The 19,200-nt window shown below is 32.9% G+C and carries 17 protein-coding genes and 2 tRNA genes; 3 read left to right on the top strand and 16 right to left on the bottom strand.

Features of this window, described 5'->3' with window-relative positions; translation table 11 throughout:
- On the bottom strand, nucleotides 1–339 hold a 339-nt coding region (gene hisG, locus PLI06_07010; GenBank protein ID HOI77343.1), incomplete at its 3' end, for an ATP phosphoribosyltransferase.
- 196 nt (nucleotides 340–535) lie between these two features.
- On the opposite strand from hisG, the gene PLI06_07005 reads away from it, so the two are divergent.
- Nucleotides 536–611 (top strand) — tRNA-Gly (locus PLI06_07005).
- Nucleotides 612–696: 85 nt separating this feature from the next.
- Here the strand turns inward: PLI06_07005 and PLI06_07000 are convergent.
- The 12 genes from PLI06_07000 to PLI06_06945 all read right to left on the bottom strand — a co-directional run bounded on the left by PLI06_07000 (nucleotide 697) and on the right by PLI06_06945 (nucleotide 14,945).
- A complete protein-coding gene (locus tag PLI06_07000) occupies nucleotides 697–1,815 on the bottom strand; it encodes a PAS domain S-box protein (GenBank protein HOI77342.1) in 1,119 nt (372 codons plus the stop codon).
- Between the two features lie 17 nt (nucleotides 1,816–1,832).
- Entirely contained in the window at nucleotides 1,833–2,549 is a 717-nt protein-coding gene (locus PLI06_06995) for a response regulator (GenBank protein ID HOI77341.1), read from the bottom strand.
- Between the two features lie 13 nt (nucleotides 2,550–2,562).
- A complete protein-coding gene (locus PLI06_06990; GenBank protein ID HOI77340.1) occupies nucleotides 2,563–2,925 on the bottom strand; it encodes a response regulator in 363 nt (120 codons plus the stop codon).
- A gap of 2 nt (nucleotides 2,926–2,927) precedes the next feature.
- On the bottom strand, nucleotides 2,928–5,447 hold the full coding sequence (locus PLI06_06985) for a PAS domain S-box protein (protein HOI77339.1): 2,520 nt from the start codon (nucleotides 5,445–5,447) through the stop codon (nucleotides 2,928–2,930).
- Between the two features lie 255 nt (nucleotides 5,448–5,702).
- Entirely contained in the window at nucleotides 5,703–6,641 is a 939-nt protein-coding gene (locus tag PLI06_06980) for a prenyltransferase (GenBank protein HOI77338.1), read from the bottom strand.
- Between the two features lie 22 nt (nucleotides 6,642–6,663).
- Nucleotides 6,664–7,560 (bottom strand): UbiA family prenyltransferase, encoded by an 897-nt coding sequence (locus PLI06_06975; GenBank protein HOI77337.1) that lies wholly within the window; start codon nucleotides 7,558–7,560, stop codon nucleotides 6,664–6,666.
- 76 nt (nucleotides 7,561–7,636) lie between these two features.
- On the bottom strand, nucleotides 7,637–10,447 hold the full coding sequence (locus PLI06_06970) for a cation-transporting P-type ATPase (protein HOI77336.1): 2,811 nt from the start codon (nucleotides 10,445–10,447) through the stop codon (nucleotides 7,637–7,639).
- Nucleotides 10,389–11,195 (bottom strand): universal stress protein, encoded by an 807-nt coding sequence (locus tag PLI06_06965; protein HOI77335.1) that lies wholly within the window; start codon nucleotides 11,193–11,195, stop codon nucleotides 10,389–10,391. The genes PLI06_06970 and PLI06_06965 overlap by 59 nt, the downstream gene beginning before the upstream one ends.
- A gap of 37 nt (nucleotides 11,196–11,232) precedes the next feature.
- A complete protein-coding gene (locus PLI06_06960; protein ID HOI77334.1) occupies nucleotides 11,233–11,472 on the bottom strand; it encodes a hypothetical protein in 240 nt (79 codons plus the stop codon).
- Nucleotides 11,473–11,520: 48 nt separating this feature from the next.
- Nucleotides 11,521–13,203: a histidine kinase N-terminal 7TM domain-containing protein gene (locus PLI06_06955; protein HOI77333.1), complete on the bottom strand. Its 1,683-nt coding sequence runs from the start codon at nucleotides 13,201–13,203 to the stop codon at nucleotides 11,521–11,523.
- 116 nt (nucleotides 13,204–13,319) lie between these two features.
- A complete protein-coding gene (locus PLI06_06950; protein HOI77332.1) occupies nucleotides 13,320–14,588 on the bottom strand; it encodes an amino acid permease in 1,269 nt (422 codons plus the stop codon).
- A gap of 282 nt (nucleotides 14,589–14,870) precedes the next feature.
- Nucleotides 14,871–14,945: transfer RNA gene (locus PLI06_06945), tRNA-Glu, on the bottom strand.
- A gap of 101 nt (nucleotides 14,946–15,046) precedes the next feature.
- Here PLI06_06945 and PLI06_06940 point away from each other — a divergent pair.
- Complete coding sequence (locus tag PLI06_06940) at nucleotides 15,047–15,781, top strand: DUF92 domain-containing protein (protein HOI77331.1); 735 nt, start codon at nucleotides 15,047–15,049, stop codon at nucleotides 15,779–15,781.
- On the opposite strand, the gene PLI06_06935 is transcribed toward PLI06_06940, so the two are convergent.
- Complete coding sequence (locus tag PLI06_06935) at nucleotides 15,778–16,725, bottom strand: RsmB/NOP family class I SAM-dependent RNA methyltransferase (protein HOI77330.1); 948 nt, start codon at nucleotides 16,723–16,725, stop codon at nucleotides 15,778–15,780. The two genes, PLI06_06940 and PLI06_06935, sit on opposite strands and share 4 nt — an antisense overlap.
- A gap of 43 nt (nucleotides 16,726–16,768) precedes the next feature.
- On the opposite strand from PLI06_06935, the gene cyaB reads away from it, so the two are divergent.
- Nucleotides 16,769–17,278 carry a class IV adenylate cyclase gene (cyaB, locus tag PLI06_06930; GenBank protein HOI77329.1) on the top strand — a complete coding sequence of 170 codons (510 nt, stop codon included), beginning with the start codon at nucleotides 16,769–16,771 and terminating at the stop codon, nucleotides 17,276–17,278.
- A gap of 1 nt (nucleotide 17,279) precedes the next feature.
- Here cyaB and PLI06_06925 read toward each other — a convergent pair whose 3' ends face one another.
- A complete protein-coding gene (locus tag PLI06_06925) occupies nucleotides 17,280–17,672 on the bottom strand; it encodes an acetolactate synthase (protein HOI77328.1) in 393 nt (130 codons plus the stop codon).
- A gap of 5 nt (nucleotides 17,673–17,677) precedes the next feature.
- On the bottom strand, nucleotides 17,678–19,192 hold the full coding sequence (locus PLI06_06920) for a sodium:solute symporter family protein (protein ID HOI77327.1): 1,515 nt from the start codon (nucleotides 19,190–19,192) through the stop codon (nucleotides 17,678–17,680).
- Between the last annotated feature and the right edge of the window lie 8 nt (nucleotides 19,193–19,200).

The following is a 19,200-nucleotide window of genomic DNA, read 5'->3' as shown; positions in this document are numbered from 1 at the left end:
CTTCATACCATTTTTTATATCATTTAATGAATTTATTGATGAATTTTTTGGAGCGGCAATTGTAAGTGTGCATCTTCCGAATCCCATTTTTTGCAAAATCTCAACATCTGCATCTCTTTCTCTTATTATATCAAGACCAGTTATACCCATGTCAACAACTTGATCCTGAACGTATTCGGGTATGTCTTGAGTTCTCACAAATACAGCCTCAATATTTTTTTCTTCGATACGTGAAAACAACTTCCTACCGCTATCTTCAAACTCATAACCTGATTTTTTTAATATTTCAATACAGGGGTTTGACAATCTCCCCTTTTTAGGAATAGCTATCTTTAGCATGAAAATACCTCCGCCAAAAATGGCGCAATTAATGATGATGAGCAGTACATAACAAAATAATAGAAGAATCAAACTTAACGTTTACGTTAATTATGCTCATATAATCCACATATGCTTTTTAGAGCATCAATTTTTAAGGATTGTGGTGTCTAAAAGAGAAAGTTTTAAATATACAATTAATTCGATAAAAAAAGAAGCGGTCATAGTGTAGTGGCCTAGCACCTGAGCCTTCCAAGCTCATGACGCGGGTTCAAATCCCGCTGACCGCACCAATTCTTTTTCTAAATAGATTCTAATTCAAAGTCATTTTTGTTGAATTGAAATTATTAGTTATTTTAAAATAAAAAGAGAATATTATTACATATATCTTTTCAAGAATTTTCTAGTATCTTCAGTGTCCATCCAACCCTGATCAAGCTCTTTCAATAACTTCTCGATTCTATCTACCTGCCGAATGACAATGTCTTTTGTTTGTTCGTCATTAACTTTTACTTGTACAAAACCACTCAAAATAGCCAGAGGATTTCGTATGTGGTCAATTAGATGGGCAAAGTATTCTAAGTTCTCATCTAATTGCTTTCTAGATTTTTTGTTATCTGTTATATCCATTACTAATGTTATATAACCCTTGGATAGGTCTTTAATATCCAATGGACTGTTTCTTATGTAAATGTCCTTAGTACCCCCATTCTTTAGTTTATATTTCGTTTCAACTTCTATAACGTCTTGACCTCTTACTGGATCATATAAGATATTTCCAACTCGTTCATATTCTTCATCAGATTCAAAGAGAAATCTTGGAAATCCGCCGACTAACTCTTCTTCAGAATAACCTGTAATTTCTGCCATTTCCCTGTTTAACCATTTGAATTTTCTATCCTGTATATGGGTTATACCAACTGGGGCAGCAGATAGGATACCCTTCAATGTTTCTTCCCTTTCTTTAAGCTCCTTTTCAGCTAATTTACGATATGTTATATCCTCTGCTACTTTTACAAAATGAGTTATTTCTCCAGTTTCTGTTTTAACGGGGGCAATTGATGCCATTTCCCAATAAATGTCACCATTCTTTTTTATATTCATGAACTCTCCTTGCCAGTCTTTACCCTTAGAAATAGTGCCCCATAATTCTTTTTCTTTGTTTTCAGAGAAGGTCTCACCACTTAAGAAAGAAACTTTTTTTCCAACAGCTTCAGATGAATTAAAACCAGTTACTTCAACAAACTTCGGATTAACATATTCAATCTTTCGATCCTTGTCAGCTATAATAACGATAGCCGGACTTTGGTCTACGGCATTATGGAGCAATACTACCTCTTTCTCAAGTTTTTTTCTTTCAGAAATCTCCCTTGCAACTATCGAGATTGAAGATAGTTTTCCATCAACATAGATTGGAGAGGTATTTAACTCAAATGGGAGTAACTTGTTGTTTTTTGATATAACTTCAATTTCATATCGTGGAAGTTCCCCCTTCATCCCATTAAGCCTAAGCTCTACCTTTTCTTGGCTTCATTGTATGATTTTGGCGAAAGAATATCCTTAATATTCTTACCAATCAATTCAACGTCTTTATAACCTGTATGGATTTCAATACTTTTACTCATAAAGGTTATAATTCCGTTTAAATCCATAAGGCAAACTACGTCCTCAGTGTTATCAAAAATCAATCTATATTTTTCTTCACTTTCTTTTATTTTTTTCATTAGTTCATTATTTTCAGCAATCTTTTTTTCCAAGAGCACTAGCTTTTTCTCTAGTTGTCTTGCCAAGCGTTCACTGTATATCTTTTCCACATTATTTTCTTTTTCAAATAAATACTCTCTTGGCTTTATTTTTCCTTCTTTCAACTTTTCAAAATAGTTATTAATTATTTTTATAAATTCATCAGGTTCAATTGGTGTCTCTACGTAAATATCTGCACCTAATTTCAATGCAAATTCTTTGTCTTTTTTTTCGGTATAGCTCGCCGAATAAAAAACAAAAGGTATTCCCTTAGTTTTAGTATCGTTCTTCAACGTTTTACAAAGCTGGAAGCCATCCATTACTGGCATTAGGATATCAGAGATTATCATATCGTACTTTTTGTTGGCCAGCAACTCAAGAGCTTGTTGGCCATTTGAAGCTCGAGTAACACTATAGTTATTTGCAGTTAAGATTCTCTCTTGAAGATATGCAATTTCTTCATTATCTTCTACAATAAGTATTTCCACTATTAGTCCTCCATTATTTCAAGAATTCCATAATTTGATAAATAAATTTTTCAGGATCGATCGGTTTCTCTATATATCCCGTGCATCCTGCTTTAAGTGCTTTATCTCTATCCCCCATCATTGCATATGAGGTTAAAGCTACAATGGGAATTGAATTTCCTACATTAGATTCTCTTATTCTTTTTGTTGCTTCAAGTCCATTTATATCTGGTAACTGTATATCCATGATAATAAGATCAGGCTTTTCTTCAATTGCTTTTTTTACACCTTCATTTCCTGTAGTAGCAAAAATAGTAGAGTGCCCATTTTTTTCTAAGATATATTTTGTAAGATAAAGATTATTTTCATTGTCTTCAATTATCAGTATTTTCCCCATGATTATTCCTCTCTAACTTTTAATGGCAGATTAATTGTGAATACGCTACCTTTTCCATATTCACTTTCTAAAGATATAGTGCCTTTCATAAGTGTTAACAATTTTTTTACAAGATGCAATCCCAATCCTGTGCCTTCGACTTTTTTAGTCAGTTTTTCATCTAATTGCTGAAATGGTTCAAATATTCTATTAAGGTCCGCTTTTTTAATTCCAACTCCTGTATCAATAATTTTAATTTCAAGCTCTTTTATATCCAAGATTTTAATCGTAATATTTACACTACCCTCATTTGTGTATTTTATTGCATTGCTTACAAGATTGATAATTATTTGTTTAAATCTTCGCTTATCGTTATAAAGAGTAATTTTTTCCGGCATAGTTTTTTCAATTTTTAGGTTTTTATCCTTTGCCATTGTGTCAAATGTTAGAAGTAATTCATCCATCACTTCATTCAAGTCAAAGTATTCACAGTCAAGTTCAATTTTTCCAGCTTCAATTTTTGAAATGTCCAATATATCGTTTATTAAACTTAAAAGATGTTGTGAACTATTTTTAATGATTCCTAATTGTTTCTTTTGTTCATCATTTAGATCTCCAGCGAGACCTTGTAGTAAGATACCTGTAAAACCTATTATAGAGTTTAAGGGGGTTCTTAGTTCATGGCTCATACTCGAAAGAAAAATTGATTTCAGCCTATCGGCTTCTTCAAGTTGTTTGTTTGCCTCATATAGATTTTCTTCAGCTTTCTTTCTTTCGGTTATATCTGTTCCCACAGAAAGAATGCCAACTAGAATTCCTTTATCATATATTGGTTTGTTATTCCAGTATATCCAGACCCGTTCTCCATTTTTCTTTATGTTTTCATTTATACTAATAGAATATTTATCCGGATCATTTATTATTTCGGCGGCTAAATTTTCAAGACTCTTGCCATTCGATTCTATTTTGGGCAATATTGTATCAATCCAATTTTTCCCTTTTAATTCCTGTTCTTTGTAACCAAAGAATTTCAGTCCAAAATCATTCATTGAAATAATTCTTCCGTCCTTGCCAAATTTTGCGATTATACTATTTGCATTCTCAACGAGTTCTCTGTATTTTTCTTCGCTTTCTTCTAATTGTTCTTCTGCCATTTTACGAGAAGTAATGTCAACAATCACTCCGACAATTGCTTGGACTTTCTTATTTTCATCTTTTATGGCGGATACAGATACTTCCCCCCAAAAGATAGTTCCATCTTTTTTCTTGTATCTTTTCTCTAAAGAATATATATCTATGTCTTCATTAATCACCCTCTTTAGATTCTTCAGAGTTAATTCAATATCTCCAGGGAATGTTACATCTAAGATACTTTTACCTATTAATTCATTTTTATCATAACCAAACATTTCCGCTGATCTATCATTTAAGTCCACTATTTTGAGATCTTTATCCAGTAAATCAATTCCTGTTGCAGCATTATTGTATATCGATTCAAATTTTGATTTACTTTCAATCAATAACTTTTCAGTGAGTTCTCGATATTTATCTTGACTTTTTTTAAGAGATTCTTCCGCATCAATTCTATGGGCAATTTCATTTTGAAGATCACCTATTGCTTCGTTTAGGTGATTTGTTCGTTTCTTCACCTCTCTAGTTAGTAACATACTCACACTAACAAATAATAATAGTGCCAAAAGTATAGCCCCCACAACAGTCTTTGCCCATTTTGGGAATATCTGTACTTCTTTTGCAGAATAGATTGGCATGTGCTCATTTATACTTGAATAGTACACAGAATCGTGATCATCTTTTATTATCTTTAAATGATAATCTATTTTTTCAATCAAATATTGGTTTTGGGGGCTTCCTTTAGGAAAACCAAAAAGTAGTTTAATTGGAGAATATATTAAGGGTGATTTGGCAATTTTTACGTTATTCTGTAATTCAGATTCATAAAGTCTTGTTAAAATACCTGCATCAACGCTCTCTTCTTCAATTAACTTAATGACCTCGTTGTAATCATTTACCTCTACAAAAGTACAGTTTAAATCAAAATTATCCTTCAGATTTTTTATCCCATTTGGCCCGACATAGTATATATCATCCTTTACGACTGCGATCCTTTTATATTCCAAATCAAGGAAAGATTCTATTTCTAAGCTAGGTACAGAATACACTTGAGCCCAGTTAGGGAATATAGTTTCGTTAGAAAATTCTGTATATACCGCCCGTTCTGGAGAGTATGCAACAGCGGTTAGAACGTCTATTTCATTATTTTTGATTCGGGTTAGTCCCTCATTCAGAGTTCCGTAAACGTATTGAATCTCCCAATCCTCTTGAACAGCTATGTACTCTAAAACATCTGCGTATAGTCCCTTAACATTTCCATTATTATCCTGGAATATCAAAGGTTCGTCTTCATACAGCCCAACTTTAACAACTAATTTTGAATTTTCTGCGTAAAAGAGAGGAGATATAAATAAAAATAAGAATAGACAAACAATAATTGAAACAGTTATACGATGATATCTATTCTTCATTTATCTTCCCTTTTTTTATAAAAATTGAATTTACTTTAATTATCCATATACTATGTCTATTTTTTCTTTAAATAGCTATCTAAAATTATCATGTAATCATCAGATAATGACAAAATGGCTGTGAATCTTAAATTATTCTGATTCATTTAGTCACCAACTATTTTTTTAATGTGGTTAAAGACTACTAAAAAAACCAGAATAGACTAGATATAAATATATTGATATAGATTACGATTATCGCAAAAAAATATCAGTCTATCTAGCAAAAATAATGACAGGAATAAAACTGGATAGTGCGATTAAAATCATTGTACCAAGAATTAGCTTACTAATCTCAGTATCTTGTTTTTCAGATTTTATTTTAGATAATAAAATCCAAGACAAAAATAAGGAATAGATTGGAAGCAACAAATATAGATAATTAAATTTCAATAAGATGAAAAAATAATACAAATAAATTCCGAATATTCCTACAATCAAAGAACAGACCAGAGATAAAAGCATAGTATTATCAGTGCCAATTTTAACTGCGATGCTTTTCTTAGAAACTGATCTATCAGATTCTAAATCGGGTATTCCTCCAAGAGATACCCCTGCCAAAGAAGAAAAGAAGAGTGGAATTGATATGATCCAAATAATTGGCATATCTAGTAAGCCTTTCTGAAAAACATATCCACAAATAATAACATAAAAACCATGAATTAACGCAACGTCAATTTCACCTAGCCCCCTATAAGAGAATTTTAAGGGCGGGGCAGTATAAGAGATTCCAAATATCAAACCTACGAGCAATATTAATATTACTTGATTTGAAAAAAAGGTAATTTTAGATAAATACAAGGAAAAAACTAAAAATAACATAACAACAAATATGAAAAATATCTTTATCTCTCTGACAGAAATTTTATTCTCAACTAGCATCCTCGAGCCACCGGTGAATCTTCCCACATTTTTATTCAATTTATCGGCTTCAAAATCATAGTATTCGTTTGTTAGAACTGTAGCTAGTTCAATTAAGAATATAATAAAGTAGCCCACAAGATAATTCTTCAGGTAAAAGAAATCATTGAATTTATAGGAGATTAAAGCTCCTAAAGAATAGACCACAAAAGGCATAGAATAGAATTCTAATCTCATTACTTTAATCCAAGAAGTTATTTTGTCCTTATTTATCATCCAATCTGTTAAGACCAAGTTAATTCATCTTTATCATTTATTATAGTATACTTCCAATTATCATAGAGATTGAATATAAAGCCATAGAAAGGTGATAGAATGGAAGTACTTTAAGTCCAGTCTTTTGGCTCTGATCTTTTATTAAAAGATAAGTTGCAATGAACAACAAAATAAAAGGAATTAAGAATCCATAAAAAGTGGCCTTAGAAAGAGTTGAAAGAAACAAAACAGCCGTAATAAAATGAATCAAGTTAAATGCTATGATCCACTTCACAGTTCCTTTAATGCCATAAAGAACTGTTATGGTATTCATTTTTCTGACTATGTCGTTTTTTACATCAATCAAATCATTTAATCCAAGATGAGATAGGGCAAGTGGGTAAAAGAAAAGGAAAAACAATAATGCAGTTTTGTCAGGAGTGCCGACACAAAGATAACCGGCAATAGGAAATATTGCGAAGTCAGTTCTTCCTAGAACTTGCGCAAAAGGGAATTTTTGATTTCTTTTTTTTACCTGATAAAAATACTCCATAAAGTAACAGTAGAGGTAAATTAACAAGACATAAAGGGAATTTGGATAAGGAAGTGTCAGAATCAAAGAGACAGTTATAATGAAAAATAAGAGAAACAATCTAAATGCGTTCTTTGATGTTATATCTCCAAAAGGGAGAGGCCGAGATTTATAGGGTCGCCAATAGTAAGTTAACTTGTCATATTCCACATCGTTTTTGTCAATATCTCTATCAACATAATCATTTAATATCATTCCACCTTCAAATCCAAAAAGCCCTATCAAAATAGCTTTAATGACTAGCATCCAAGAAAATCCGCCGTAGTTTTGGAATCCCAAAAATAAGCCAGAGCAGAATATCAAAGGCCAAGCAAACATGAAATGGGCCCTTGTAAGATCAATGTATGATTTCAAAGTTTGATTCATATAGTCCCTTTTGAAAGTCTAGGCTGAAACAGTTTAAATTATTAATTGAAAAATATTGGCAAGTTTTACAAAATACCTATAGATCATTAATATTTAATTTCGGCATCAAGTATTTTCTTAATTCGTCTACGACGAATATCAATAATGCAAACGGTATAATCAAGAGAATTAATTCTGGTTCTATCGATGCAGTTCCAAGAAAAGTCTTTAAGATAGGGAGATTTGTAAAAGCAAGAATTAAAATTATCTCACTCATTATGCCCAAAAATACGTATTTGTTTTTGAATAAGCCTATCTTAAATACAGAATTTCTTAGGCTTCTGCAACCCATAACATTTACTATTTGACAGACGATTATGGCAATGAGGCACATTGTTGTGGCTTTAAGATAAAGTGGGTCTGTGAATGCTAACTGTGTTCCCCATATCCAACCCCCTTGTTTTAACACCCACCAAAATCCATACAATCCTGCAGCAGCTTCGATTGGCCCTATAAGCCCATATGATTTTAGTATTAGGGGCACAGTTAGAAGTCGGTCTTTTCTAGAACGTGGCGGCCTTTCCATTACATCTATTTCAGCAGGCTCTGTTCCAAGAGCAATTGCTGGAAGCATATCAGTGCCTAAATCTATAGCCAATATTTGAACAACAGTCAATGGAAGGGGCACTCTAAACAGTACATATACTATGAATGGGACTATCTCAGGCACATTACTAACTAAGATGTAAGAAATAAACTTTCGGATGTTATCATAGACGGCCCTTCCTTCAAGAACTGCTTCCACTATGCTCTTAAAATTATCATCTATTAGTATTACGTCTGCAGCTTCTTTTGCCACATCAGTGCCACTCCCCATTGATATACCTATATCTGCCTCTTTTAAGGCAGGTGCGTCGTTTACTCCATCGCCTGTGACTGCCACAACTTCCCCCATCTGTTTTAGCGCCATGACTATCTCAAGTTTATTCTTTGGGGAAGCTCTTGCAAAAATAATTTCTGGATTACTCAATAAATTTTTCAATTCTTCTATTTTCATTTTTGTGACATCACTCCCTTCTATTACAGAAGGGGTGTCACTTTCAATTATACCTACCTCTCGCCCGATAGCTTCAGCTGTAAGTTTGTTGTCCCCTGTAATCATTATTATTTTAATTCCTGCATCCTTACATTTTTTAACTGCGTCCTTAACACCAAGCCTTGGAGGATCTATCATCCCAACCAATCCTAAAAATACTAAATCTTTCTCTACTTCTTCGGCCACATATTTTTCTTTTTTAGTTATAGGTCTATATGCAAGGGCTAAAGTTCTCAAAGCTCTCTTCTCAAAACTTTCAGCTTTTTCATGAAGGATCTCTTTATCTTTAGAAGATAATTCGATTTCTTTCCCATTTAATAATATCTTATTAGATAATGGAATGATAGACTCGGGAGAACCTTTAACATAAGCAGTAACTACATCTCCTTTGTATATCGTACTCATCATTTTTCTGTCTGACGAAAATGGAATCTCAAAAATTCTTTCTTCTAAGTTACATGTTTTATCAGTATCTATGATTTTTTTAGCTAAAACTAAAAGTGCTCCTTCTGTCGGATCCCCAATTATTGAGTACTTGCCATCTTCCAAAGTTAATTTTGAATCATTGCAGAAGAATGAAGTTCTTAGAAATGGAATTATTGGCTCAATATCTTTTTCTCCTATATCATTCCCATCGATCTGAAATTTTCCTTCAGGTGCGTATCCAACGCCAGAAACCTCAAGCTCTTTATCGTTAACAAATATTTTTTTAACAGTCATTTCATTTTGTGTAAGGGTTCCAGTTTTATCAGTACAAATCACCGTAGTAGACCCCAGAGTTTCAACAGAATTTAGATTCTTTATCAAAGCATTTTTCTTTGCCATTTTCTGAGCGGCTATCGATAGAGTCAAGGTAACTGCAGGGAGTAGACCTTCTGGAACGTTAGCAACAATGATTCCTATCCCAAAAATAAAATTTGCAGTGAATGTATTCCCTAAAGACCACCCTATTAAAAAGAATGTTATTCCAAGGAAAATTGCAATAATTGATATATACTTTATAAAATAGGATATTTCTTTTTGTAGAGGAGTTGGATCCTCTTTTATTTCCTGGGTAAGCCCAGCTATCTTTCCAAATTCTGTTCCCATTCCTACAGCAAAAACTATGGCTTTTCCAGATCCAGAAACAATAGCAGTTCCAGAAAAAACAATATTGTGTGATTCAAGAATATTCCCTTTAAATGGATCAGTATCCCTTTTTAGAGGTATAGATTCGCCAGTTAAAGGTGAATTATTGACCTTCAATTCATACTGCTCAATTAATCTTGCATCTGCCGGTACTTTATCCCCCTCCGACAAGATAATTATGTCTCCAACTACAACTTGATTTGAAGGGATTTCCTGTTCTTTATCTTCCCTTAATACCACTGCTAAAGGTGCCAATAGCATTTTTAGTGCTTCGGCAGCTCTTTCTGCCTTGTACTCCTGGTAAAAAGTAAAAAAGGCGTTGATAAAAATTACGGCAACTAATGCAATTCCAAGATTAATATTGCCTTCTCCAGGGGCCAAATACTCTCCTAAAAACGAAAGGCCACTTGCAATCCATAGCAAAATAGCAAAGAAATTAAAAAATTGTTTTAGAAGTTTAACGTACAGAGGGGTGATTCTTTTTTCCTGAATTTCATTTGGGCCAAATGATGAAAATCTTCTTTCAATTTCTTCCTTTGAAAGACCTTCTTTAGAGGATTGGAGATTATGGATTGCTTCTTCTACTGAAAGCTCATGTATATCTTTAATTGAGTTCATCAATGCTCTACTCCCTTGACCTCCAAAATAATAAGTTAGATGGAGTCCTTCTGAGTATATCTTCAACTTCATTTCCCATAAGAAACTCTTTGAGAGTATTCTGAGTTTTTGCTTTTACAAAAAGGAGATCGTAGTTTGAAGCCATTATTTCTTCCAGAATGCCATCTGTCGCATGCTCACATTCTCTAATCCTAAGATCTGTATCAATCCCCTTTTCTTTAAGTTGAGTAATAAATGAGGAATAATAATTTCTTGTTTCTACGAAAGCTTTTTGCATTTCTTCTTTTCCAAATCTTCCTTTAGGGTTTTTAATACAACGTAATACGGATACACTTAGATTTAACGATTTTGAAAATGTTTCAATTAAAAATAATCTTTCTTTGACATTATAATCTTTATCAGAAAGCGGAACTAATAATTTTTTATGTTGTTTTAAGGGCCTGACCTTTACTATCTTAATTCCCATGACTGAAGATAAAGCATATTTCATTAATCTCTGGGCGAAGCTACCGATAAAGAATAAACCGTTTTCCTGCCTTTTTAATGGAATAATGATTAAATCGAGATCTTTGTCTCTAATAATTTTGTTTAAACCGTATAGTATGTCGTCCTTAATCTCTAATATTTCCGTTTCTATCCCTTCTTCCTTTACTATTTTTTTAATAAAGTCGATATTTTCTAAAACTTCTTTATTATTTGTATAAGGAACTAAGAAGAAAGATGCTTTGGAAGATTTAGAAATTAAAGCTGCATACATTGAAACTATTCTTACTTCTAGGCCCGCATCGACAATTAAAAAGATGCGTTTAAACATTAATACTTATTAGGAAAAGTAACTTTAAATATATTTCTTAGTTTTTAGAATACATCATGTATGAAAATACTAAAATAATAGCAACTATAATTCCGCCGATAAAAATACTTGAATTTAAAAAAAGTGAGTAGATAGGATCTGAAGAAGTTGTTGAAGGCAACCTGATTGAACCAACAAATGAAGTAAAAAGAATGTATCCAATTACTAGAAACGGGAGAAATCTGCCCAATCCAGTACTTTTTGGACGCCTTTTAGGAATCTGATCGAAATTATCCATAATATATACTCTGTCTACAACTTTATAAATGTTATAGGTTTTGAAAAATTAATTTTCTACACAATTTAATTTTATGATGAAAATAGTTCCTTTTGGTTTATTATCTTCAACTGTAATTGAACCGCCATAACGTTCAACTGTTTTTTTCACTATATAGAGCCCAAGTCCAGTGCCTCTGCTATCCCCAAAACTTAAACCTTCTTCAAAAATATTACCTTTTATGTCATCAGGTACCCCTTTTCCATAATCAGCGATTCTTATTTCACATTCATTATTATTCGAAGAAATATCTATATCTATTCTATCTGTTCTCCCGTGAATTACAGCATTTCTCATAATATTTTCAAACACAGAAAATAGTGCTTGGTCTGCTAATGCATTTCCATTCCCATTAATTTTTATTGGAACTTGAATATTCTTTGACACTTCATTAACTATTTTTCTAATATTTACTGGAGATAATTCTCCTTGATCTATTACAAAAGACTCGAGTTCTCTTATCCTATTTATTAAATCTATACCACTATCAACTGAACGGCTTAATTTATCAAGTAACGATTTATCTTTTTTTTCTTCATAAAGCCAAAGAGAAGTTTTCATCACAGCCAATTTATTTAGAAGATCGTGTCTGAGGATTTTGTTTATTACTTGTAAAGTTTCGTTTAGATCTTCAATTTGCTTATTTGACTCCTTAAGTTTTATTTCCATTTTTTTACGTTTTGTTATGTCATGGAGAACTACTAGCTGGCCCACAAAAAGCCCTTTTTTGTCATATATTTTCTTAAAGACAACGCCATAATACTTATCGTTATAGGGTATGATGGCATGGTAGTAATCATCAGAAATATGATTTTTGAAAACATCATTCATTTCTTTCCATTTAATAACTAGTTCTGAAAAGTTCTTACCTCTGACATTTGATATTTTTACATTGAAAATAGATTCAGCAGAAGTATTAAGATCGACAATTTGATTAATCCCTCCAAGAACTATAACACTATCAGGAATTTCATTAAAAACTGCCATATATGCGGTAGGAACTATGTCTAAGAGTTGTTCTCTTATAATCCCCCAGAATAAGACTAATCCGGTAAAGAGGAATGAAACAGAAGTCATATCAATAGGAAATGTTATTATTCGAAAAACATACACAAAGTTAGAAACCCATGGTAAGAAAATGCCCATAAAAAATATTAATCCCTGTTTTCTGTAAATATTATGGGTGATGTCAAGAGCATAAAAAATTAGTATAGTGCTCACTAATACCAAACAATGATTATAAAGAAATTGTACCCAAAACCATATCCCATATTTTTTTCCAAATGCCAATACTCCAGAGATAGTTTCAAGATAAATTGATTGTCTTATGAGGTGATGATAATCATTAGTCCAGATTAATGCTATTGTAATAATAGGAATAAGAAATAATAAATAAGTAAAGCGATTAATGTATTCTCCTCTACCAATATATTCTAATACAAATAGTAGTATGAAAACACCAGAAGTTACAACTCCAAAATAGGATATGTTCCCCCAAAAAAGTTTATCAGCTAAATTAGTGCTCAATAGATTAAAAAAATCTGCAAATGACCAAATGAAAACTGAACTAAGAAATAAAACTAAATATTTACTCCCAATGGTTCTTTCTCTTTTCAAGATTAAGACAATTAATAATGCTGATATTATTGAACTTAACAATAACGGTATCTGATACATTGTATATTGCATCATTTAACCTCAAGACTAGCAAAATAATGTGGTATAAGTTGTTGAATACTAAAATATTTTTTAAAGCTTTAGTATTATAATGAGGTTTTCGCAAAAATAATTAAGAAAAATACAGTATTTTATTTATATTTCAAGTTTAAAATCAAATCAACTAGAAACCCGATTATAATAAGAAATAATCCAAGAATTATTACCCCATAGGTAAGATTTGCAATCATAAATAATGAGGTAATTATCCCAAGAAACGGAATAACTGGGAATTTTCCAACGCTAAATGGGGCTTTGAATCCTGAATTTGTTGGTTTTTTATACCTAAAATAAATCACAGAAGCATTTATTACAATGAAAACAGCAAAAATTGTGAAATTTGTTAAATTAGCAATTGTTTTTAGGTCTCCAACAAACAGAAAAAGCATTGCTACAAAAACAATGAAAGTAATAGCAATCCAAGGGGTGCGAAATCTATTTCCCACTAAGGCAAATACTTTTGGGATAGCTTGTTGTTGCGCAACTCCATATACCAGTCTTGAACCAGTTAGTAGCATCATGAGGGCTGTATTGAACGTGGAAAATAATGCTATGAATGAAAGTATAATAAAGCTTTGTTCTCCAAAAACTTTTTCGGCAACCAATGCTAAAGGTGCTTGAGCCATTGATAGTTCATCCCATGAAACAACGCTAACAGCAGATATGCCAACAAGTATGTAGATAATTGTAGTAATAATCATGGAATACATAATCGCTTTTGGGATATTTTTCTCCGGATTTTTTGTTTCCTCTGCTAAACGAGTTATTCCTTCAAAACCAATATATCCGAAGAAAATTAAAGCCCCAGCCTCAATAATTCCCTTAAAACCGTGTGCGGCCTCAAAATAGTTAATAGATCCAATATAAGGTATTCCAATCAGTATAACTATTAATAACCCAATTATTTCAATTGCAGTAAACAAAATAGTGATTTTTGATGTTTGTCGTACTCCAATAACAAGGATTAATCCTATTATAAATAGTAAAACAAGTGCTACATGAAATACGGGAGTATTAAATAGCGCAGAAAAATACTGTGCGAATCCCATTGCTACTGTCGCACCTCCAACAATGCTCCCGGCAAGAAGAAGCCATGCGACAATCCATGCCATTATATCTCCAAAAGAGTTTTCAACATAAACATATTCAGCACCTGCTTTAGGAAATCTAGAGGAAAGTTCTGCATAGCTAAAAGCAGTTAGCATTGCAACAGAAGCGGAAATAATAAAAGAAAGCCATATAAAATTTCCACTTAATCCAACTGCTTCACCAATTATAACATAGATGCCTGCGCCCAATATTATTCCAACGCTCATAAGTGTCAGTTGCCAAAGAGATAAAGAACGTTCTAATTCTGCCATACTATTGCCTCTTATTCTTTCTCCAGTTATTTTGATACGACGATAATGAGTTATAATCTAGATAGGATTTTAACCCTAAATTGAGAGAAAAAGGATTAAAATCCATCAATCACTTCTCTGATTTTATTTTATGATTTTGAATATATTTAAAATTTTGCATAATTATGTAATACTATAATCCCATTAAATAAAACTTTAATTATATTTTTATTTTATTGTTAATTTTATCAAATGTTAACAATTCCATAAAAAGTCGATTAGGACATTATTTTGTAAAAACAGTGCTCCGGCTGGGATTTGAACCCAGGTCTCAAGCTCGAGAAGCTCGAATGATTGGCCGGTCTACACCACCGGAGCTTTTATCAATCCATTAGCCTTATACTTAAAAAATTTACGGTTTATTGCTCAAAGATAGTTTTATAAGTTTCTTAAAAGTAAACAATTTCACCGGTGGCTAGATGATTACATTGGAATATATGATTTATGCAACGTGTTTTTGCCTTATTTTTGGGGGTCTTTCTTTTAAATTTAGGGCGGTTGATCTTTCTGGTTTTATTGCCGGTGTTTTTGTTGGAATTCCAATTATTATTTTTGGCGGATTTAGATTTTTTTTCATTTTAGCATTCTTTTTTATAACTGCGTCCATGGCTACAAAATTCAAATATGAAGAAAAAAGTAGGAAGGGTGTTGCCGAGAAAAACAAAGGTGCAAGAAGCTACATTAATGTATTAGGAAATGGTATTGTGGCCTCTTTTTTTGCAGTTTTGTACTATGTTGGTCCCGTCTATTTTAATTTAGAAAGTAATATATTCTTACTTGGTTTTCTTGGAGCCCTGGCAACTGCAGCGGCAGATACTGCTGGGGGGGAAATAGGAAGATTATCTAATTACAAACCACGATTGATAACTAATCTAAAAGTTGTAGAAACTGGTTCTGATGGAGGGGTAACTCTTTTAGGAGAAATAGCCGAACTTATTGTTGCTTTTCTAATAGGCGTGATGGCATATTTTGCAGGGCTTGGGGATGCACGCATTATATTAATCACAGGTGTCGCAGGATTCATAGGGGCAAACATTGATAGTATAGTAGGTGCAACACTTGAGACATGGTATGGCTTTTTTGGAAACAATCATACCAATATTACGGCCACCATTGCTGGGGGAATTTTAGGTTCTGTTCTACACTTTTTTTAAGGTTTAGATATTTTTGCCATGAACAATCCATTGGTATTATGGACATGAGGGAGTGATCTTCTGCATAATAGAATTTCATCAGATAGTTTTCTTCCGAATACCTCGCTAAATCCTTTTTCAAGTGGAATACCATTAATATCAGCATCAATCTCCAATAGTTTTATGTCAAAATTATCTAAAGCCCATTGCACAACAAATTCGTTTTCTTCTGGCTCTAGGCTGCATGTTGTATAAAGAAGAGTTCCACCACTTTTTAAACATTGGATAGCTGCTTTTAGAAGTTTTTTCTGAATTTCACTTAAGAAAATTATATCATGAGTACTCTTCAAAGATTTTCTCAAACTATCCTTCCTCATTATACCACTGCCCGTGCAGGGTGCGTCTAGGAGAATTTTATCTGGACTATTCTTTATTTTTGTTATCTCTTCTCCGTTCAAATTAAAGACGGCAATATTCAAGCACCCTAATCTAGAAATATTGTTCTTGAGAGCAGAAAGTCTTCTCTTGTTTATATCAAAAGCATAAATCAAACCTTGATTCTGCATCATTGCAGAAAAATGTGTTGTCTTCCCTCCGGGGGCGGCGCACATATCTATTACAAAATCATTTTTATCTGGTGAAAGGATAGGAGAAACAATCATTTCTGCAACACCTTGAATGTAAAAATATCCTAGGAGATTTTCTTGTGTAGAAGAAATTGAGAACTTTGATTCTTCTATAATAAAACCAAAATCATTAATATTTTTTAATACAAATCCATTTTCTGTTAGTCTTTGGTACAGGTCATCTCTTGATATTTTTAGAGTATTTACTCTAATTGAATCTTTGTTCTCTGTTTCATTGGCTGCTATGAATTCGCGCAGTTTCTCACCAAACATTTCATTATATCGCTTGAGATTGTCAAAGCTATAACCGTACTCCCTCGCTATGTCGCTTAATTTCATCAAATCAACAAACATATAAAATACAATCACATTAAAATAACTTATGCTTGAACTCGAGATGAAAGCAAAGATAGACAAGTATACAAGAGGAAGAATTGATCAAATATTAAGAAAAGCAGAGTTTATTGAAGAAAAAGTCGAAGAAGATATATATTTTTCTTCGCCCATAAGAGATTTCAAAGAAACAGATGAGGCGTTACGAATAAGGTATTCAGGCGAAAATGCTATTTTAACATATAAAGGGCCAAAACTAGATAAGATATCCAAATCAAGGGAAGAATTTGAGGCATTTGTTTCTGGAGAAATAGAGGAAATCCTTCAAAAACTAGGATATAAAAAGATATTAAATTTAAGAAAAAAAAGAAAAGTGTATCTGTATAAAGATTATACTGTGTCAATAGACGATGTTGAAGATCTTGGCGAGTATATTGAAATAGAACTAAAATCAGAGAATCTTCAAGACATTAAAAGAATAGAAAATCTGTTTGAGGTCCTTTTTCTAGAAAGTGAAAGAAGGTCCTATCTTGAACTATTGCTTTTGGAAAAAAAATAAATTAATATATTTTAAATCCTTCTTTAGAAAGAACCTTATTTGCAAGTTCAATGTTGTCCACTTTTAGTACCAGTATCTTTTCATTGTTAATAAATCCAAAGCCGAGTGCGTCTTCAATGTTGACATTATTTACTCCAAGAATTTTTGCAATTTCAGAGATTGTTGTATTATTTACGTTAACACCGACTACTTCTTGTATATTTGCAATCATTTCATGCTTTGATAGTATTGAAGCACCTTTCTTTACATCGTCTATTATGAGTCTTACTATGCCAAAGTCACCTGCGTCCGCAATTGCAAGCCCTGATATGGGGAGCCCTTCTTTAGATAGTTCATCGATTATCTTCGAAAGTCTTTTTGGTTTGTTTTCAATGAATACTGATAGTATCTCCAAGCGTTTCACCTTTTCTTTGTCTGGATGAATGGTCCAGTTAAAGTTTCTTTCAAAACTTTTTCGGGTGGGTTCTTAGTAACAAGGCTTACAACGACCATTGTTATTACAGCTAAAACGAAGCTGTACATACTAAAGTGCATTGGTAACTTCATTATAAACTGGTGGACAAATCCAAAGGCTATAGATGTTGAAAATCCAACTGCCATTGAAGCAATTGCACCCTCTCTTGTGGCTCTCTTCCAGTATAGTCCTGCAAGTAAAGGCATTACAAATGTGGAAAGCATTATACCTATTCCCATCCAGATTAATAGCGCTAGAAGTTGAGGTGGTGTTATGGCCATGTAAAGTGTAAAGACGGCTGCAATTACTACCACTGCCCTGCTCAGATTCATAATCGTTTTATCCTTTGCCTTTGGATTTATCAAGTTCTTGTAGATATCCCAGCTTACTGAACTTCCTATTGTAAGCATTAGTCTGTCTGTGGTGGACATTACCGCCGATAGAACTATTACTGCAAATAGTGGCCATATAAATGTCGGCAAAGAATGATTAACTGCAGCAACAAACGAGTAGTCAGCATACGGAACCGTCATTACTCCGTCAACCACCATTACCCTAGCACCAAATCCAACAATCTTTATTAAGTACATAATTACGACGTATATTCCAAATGCTGCAAATGGTGCAAATTTAAAGTATTTGTCCTTTTTAACTGCAAGAACGTTGTTAATAATATGTGGCGCTGATCCAAGACCTATCGCAAGCAGGAAGAAGAAAGACACCAAATATAATGGAGTCATGAATGCGTATCCTGCATATGGTGGATGTGCTTGTGGGTAAGCAAGATTTACCATGTTTGGATCTATTGAAGCTAATACTGTGTTAATATGTGTAAATCCGCCAGCTGCATTTATCACAAATGGAGATACTATTAATACTCCTGCTATGATGAATACCCCCTGTATTAGATTTACCCATGCAACTGCATATAATCCACCTAATACCACGTACAATAGAACTATTATACCTGCTATTAGAAGGGCTTCAGTATGAGTTATACCAAACAGCCATACAAGCACTATACTTATCGCTGTGTATTGACCAACAAGATAAATGCCGCTTGTAACAACTACGGCAAGTCCTGAAAGTGCCCTCATAAGCCTTGGGCTGTAAAATCTGTTGGCAAAGTAGTCTTGAACTGTCATATATCCCATTTTTTCTGAAATTTTGTGCAGTTTTGTACCGTAGAACAGTATGCATATTGCTGTTGTCAAGGGAACAAATATCTGCTCCCAAATACTGGGCCAGCCTGCAGTATATCCGAGTCCTGCTACACCCAATATACTCATACCACTTGTTGCAGAGGAGATTATAAGTATAACAAAGAACCAAAATCCAAGACTTCTTCCTGCAACTATGTAATCTTCACTATTCTTAACTTTTTTAGATGCCCATGCACCTATGGCGAGTATTACCAAAAAGTAGAGTACAACTAGAGATGTCGTCAATATTGATGCCATTATTTTCC

This window comes from Methanofastidiosum sp., from assembly GCA_035362715.1.
In the GTDB taxonomy this organism is placed as follows: domain Archaea; phylum Methanobacteriota_B; class Thermococci; order Methanofastidiosales; family Methanofastidiosaceae; genus Methanofastidiosum.
The sequence above is the reverse complement of the archived record's forward strand: the minus strand, read 5'-3'. Positions and strand labels throughout refer to the sequence as shown.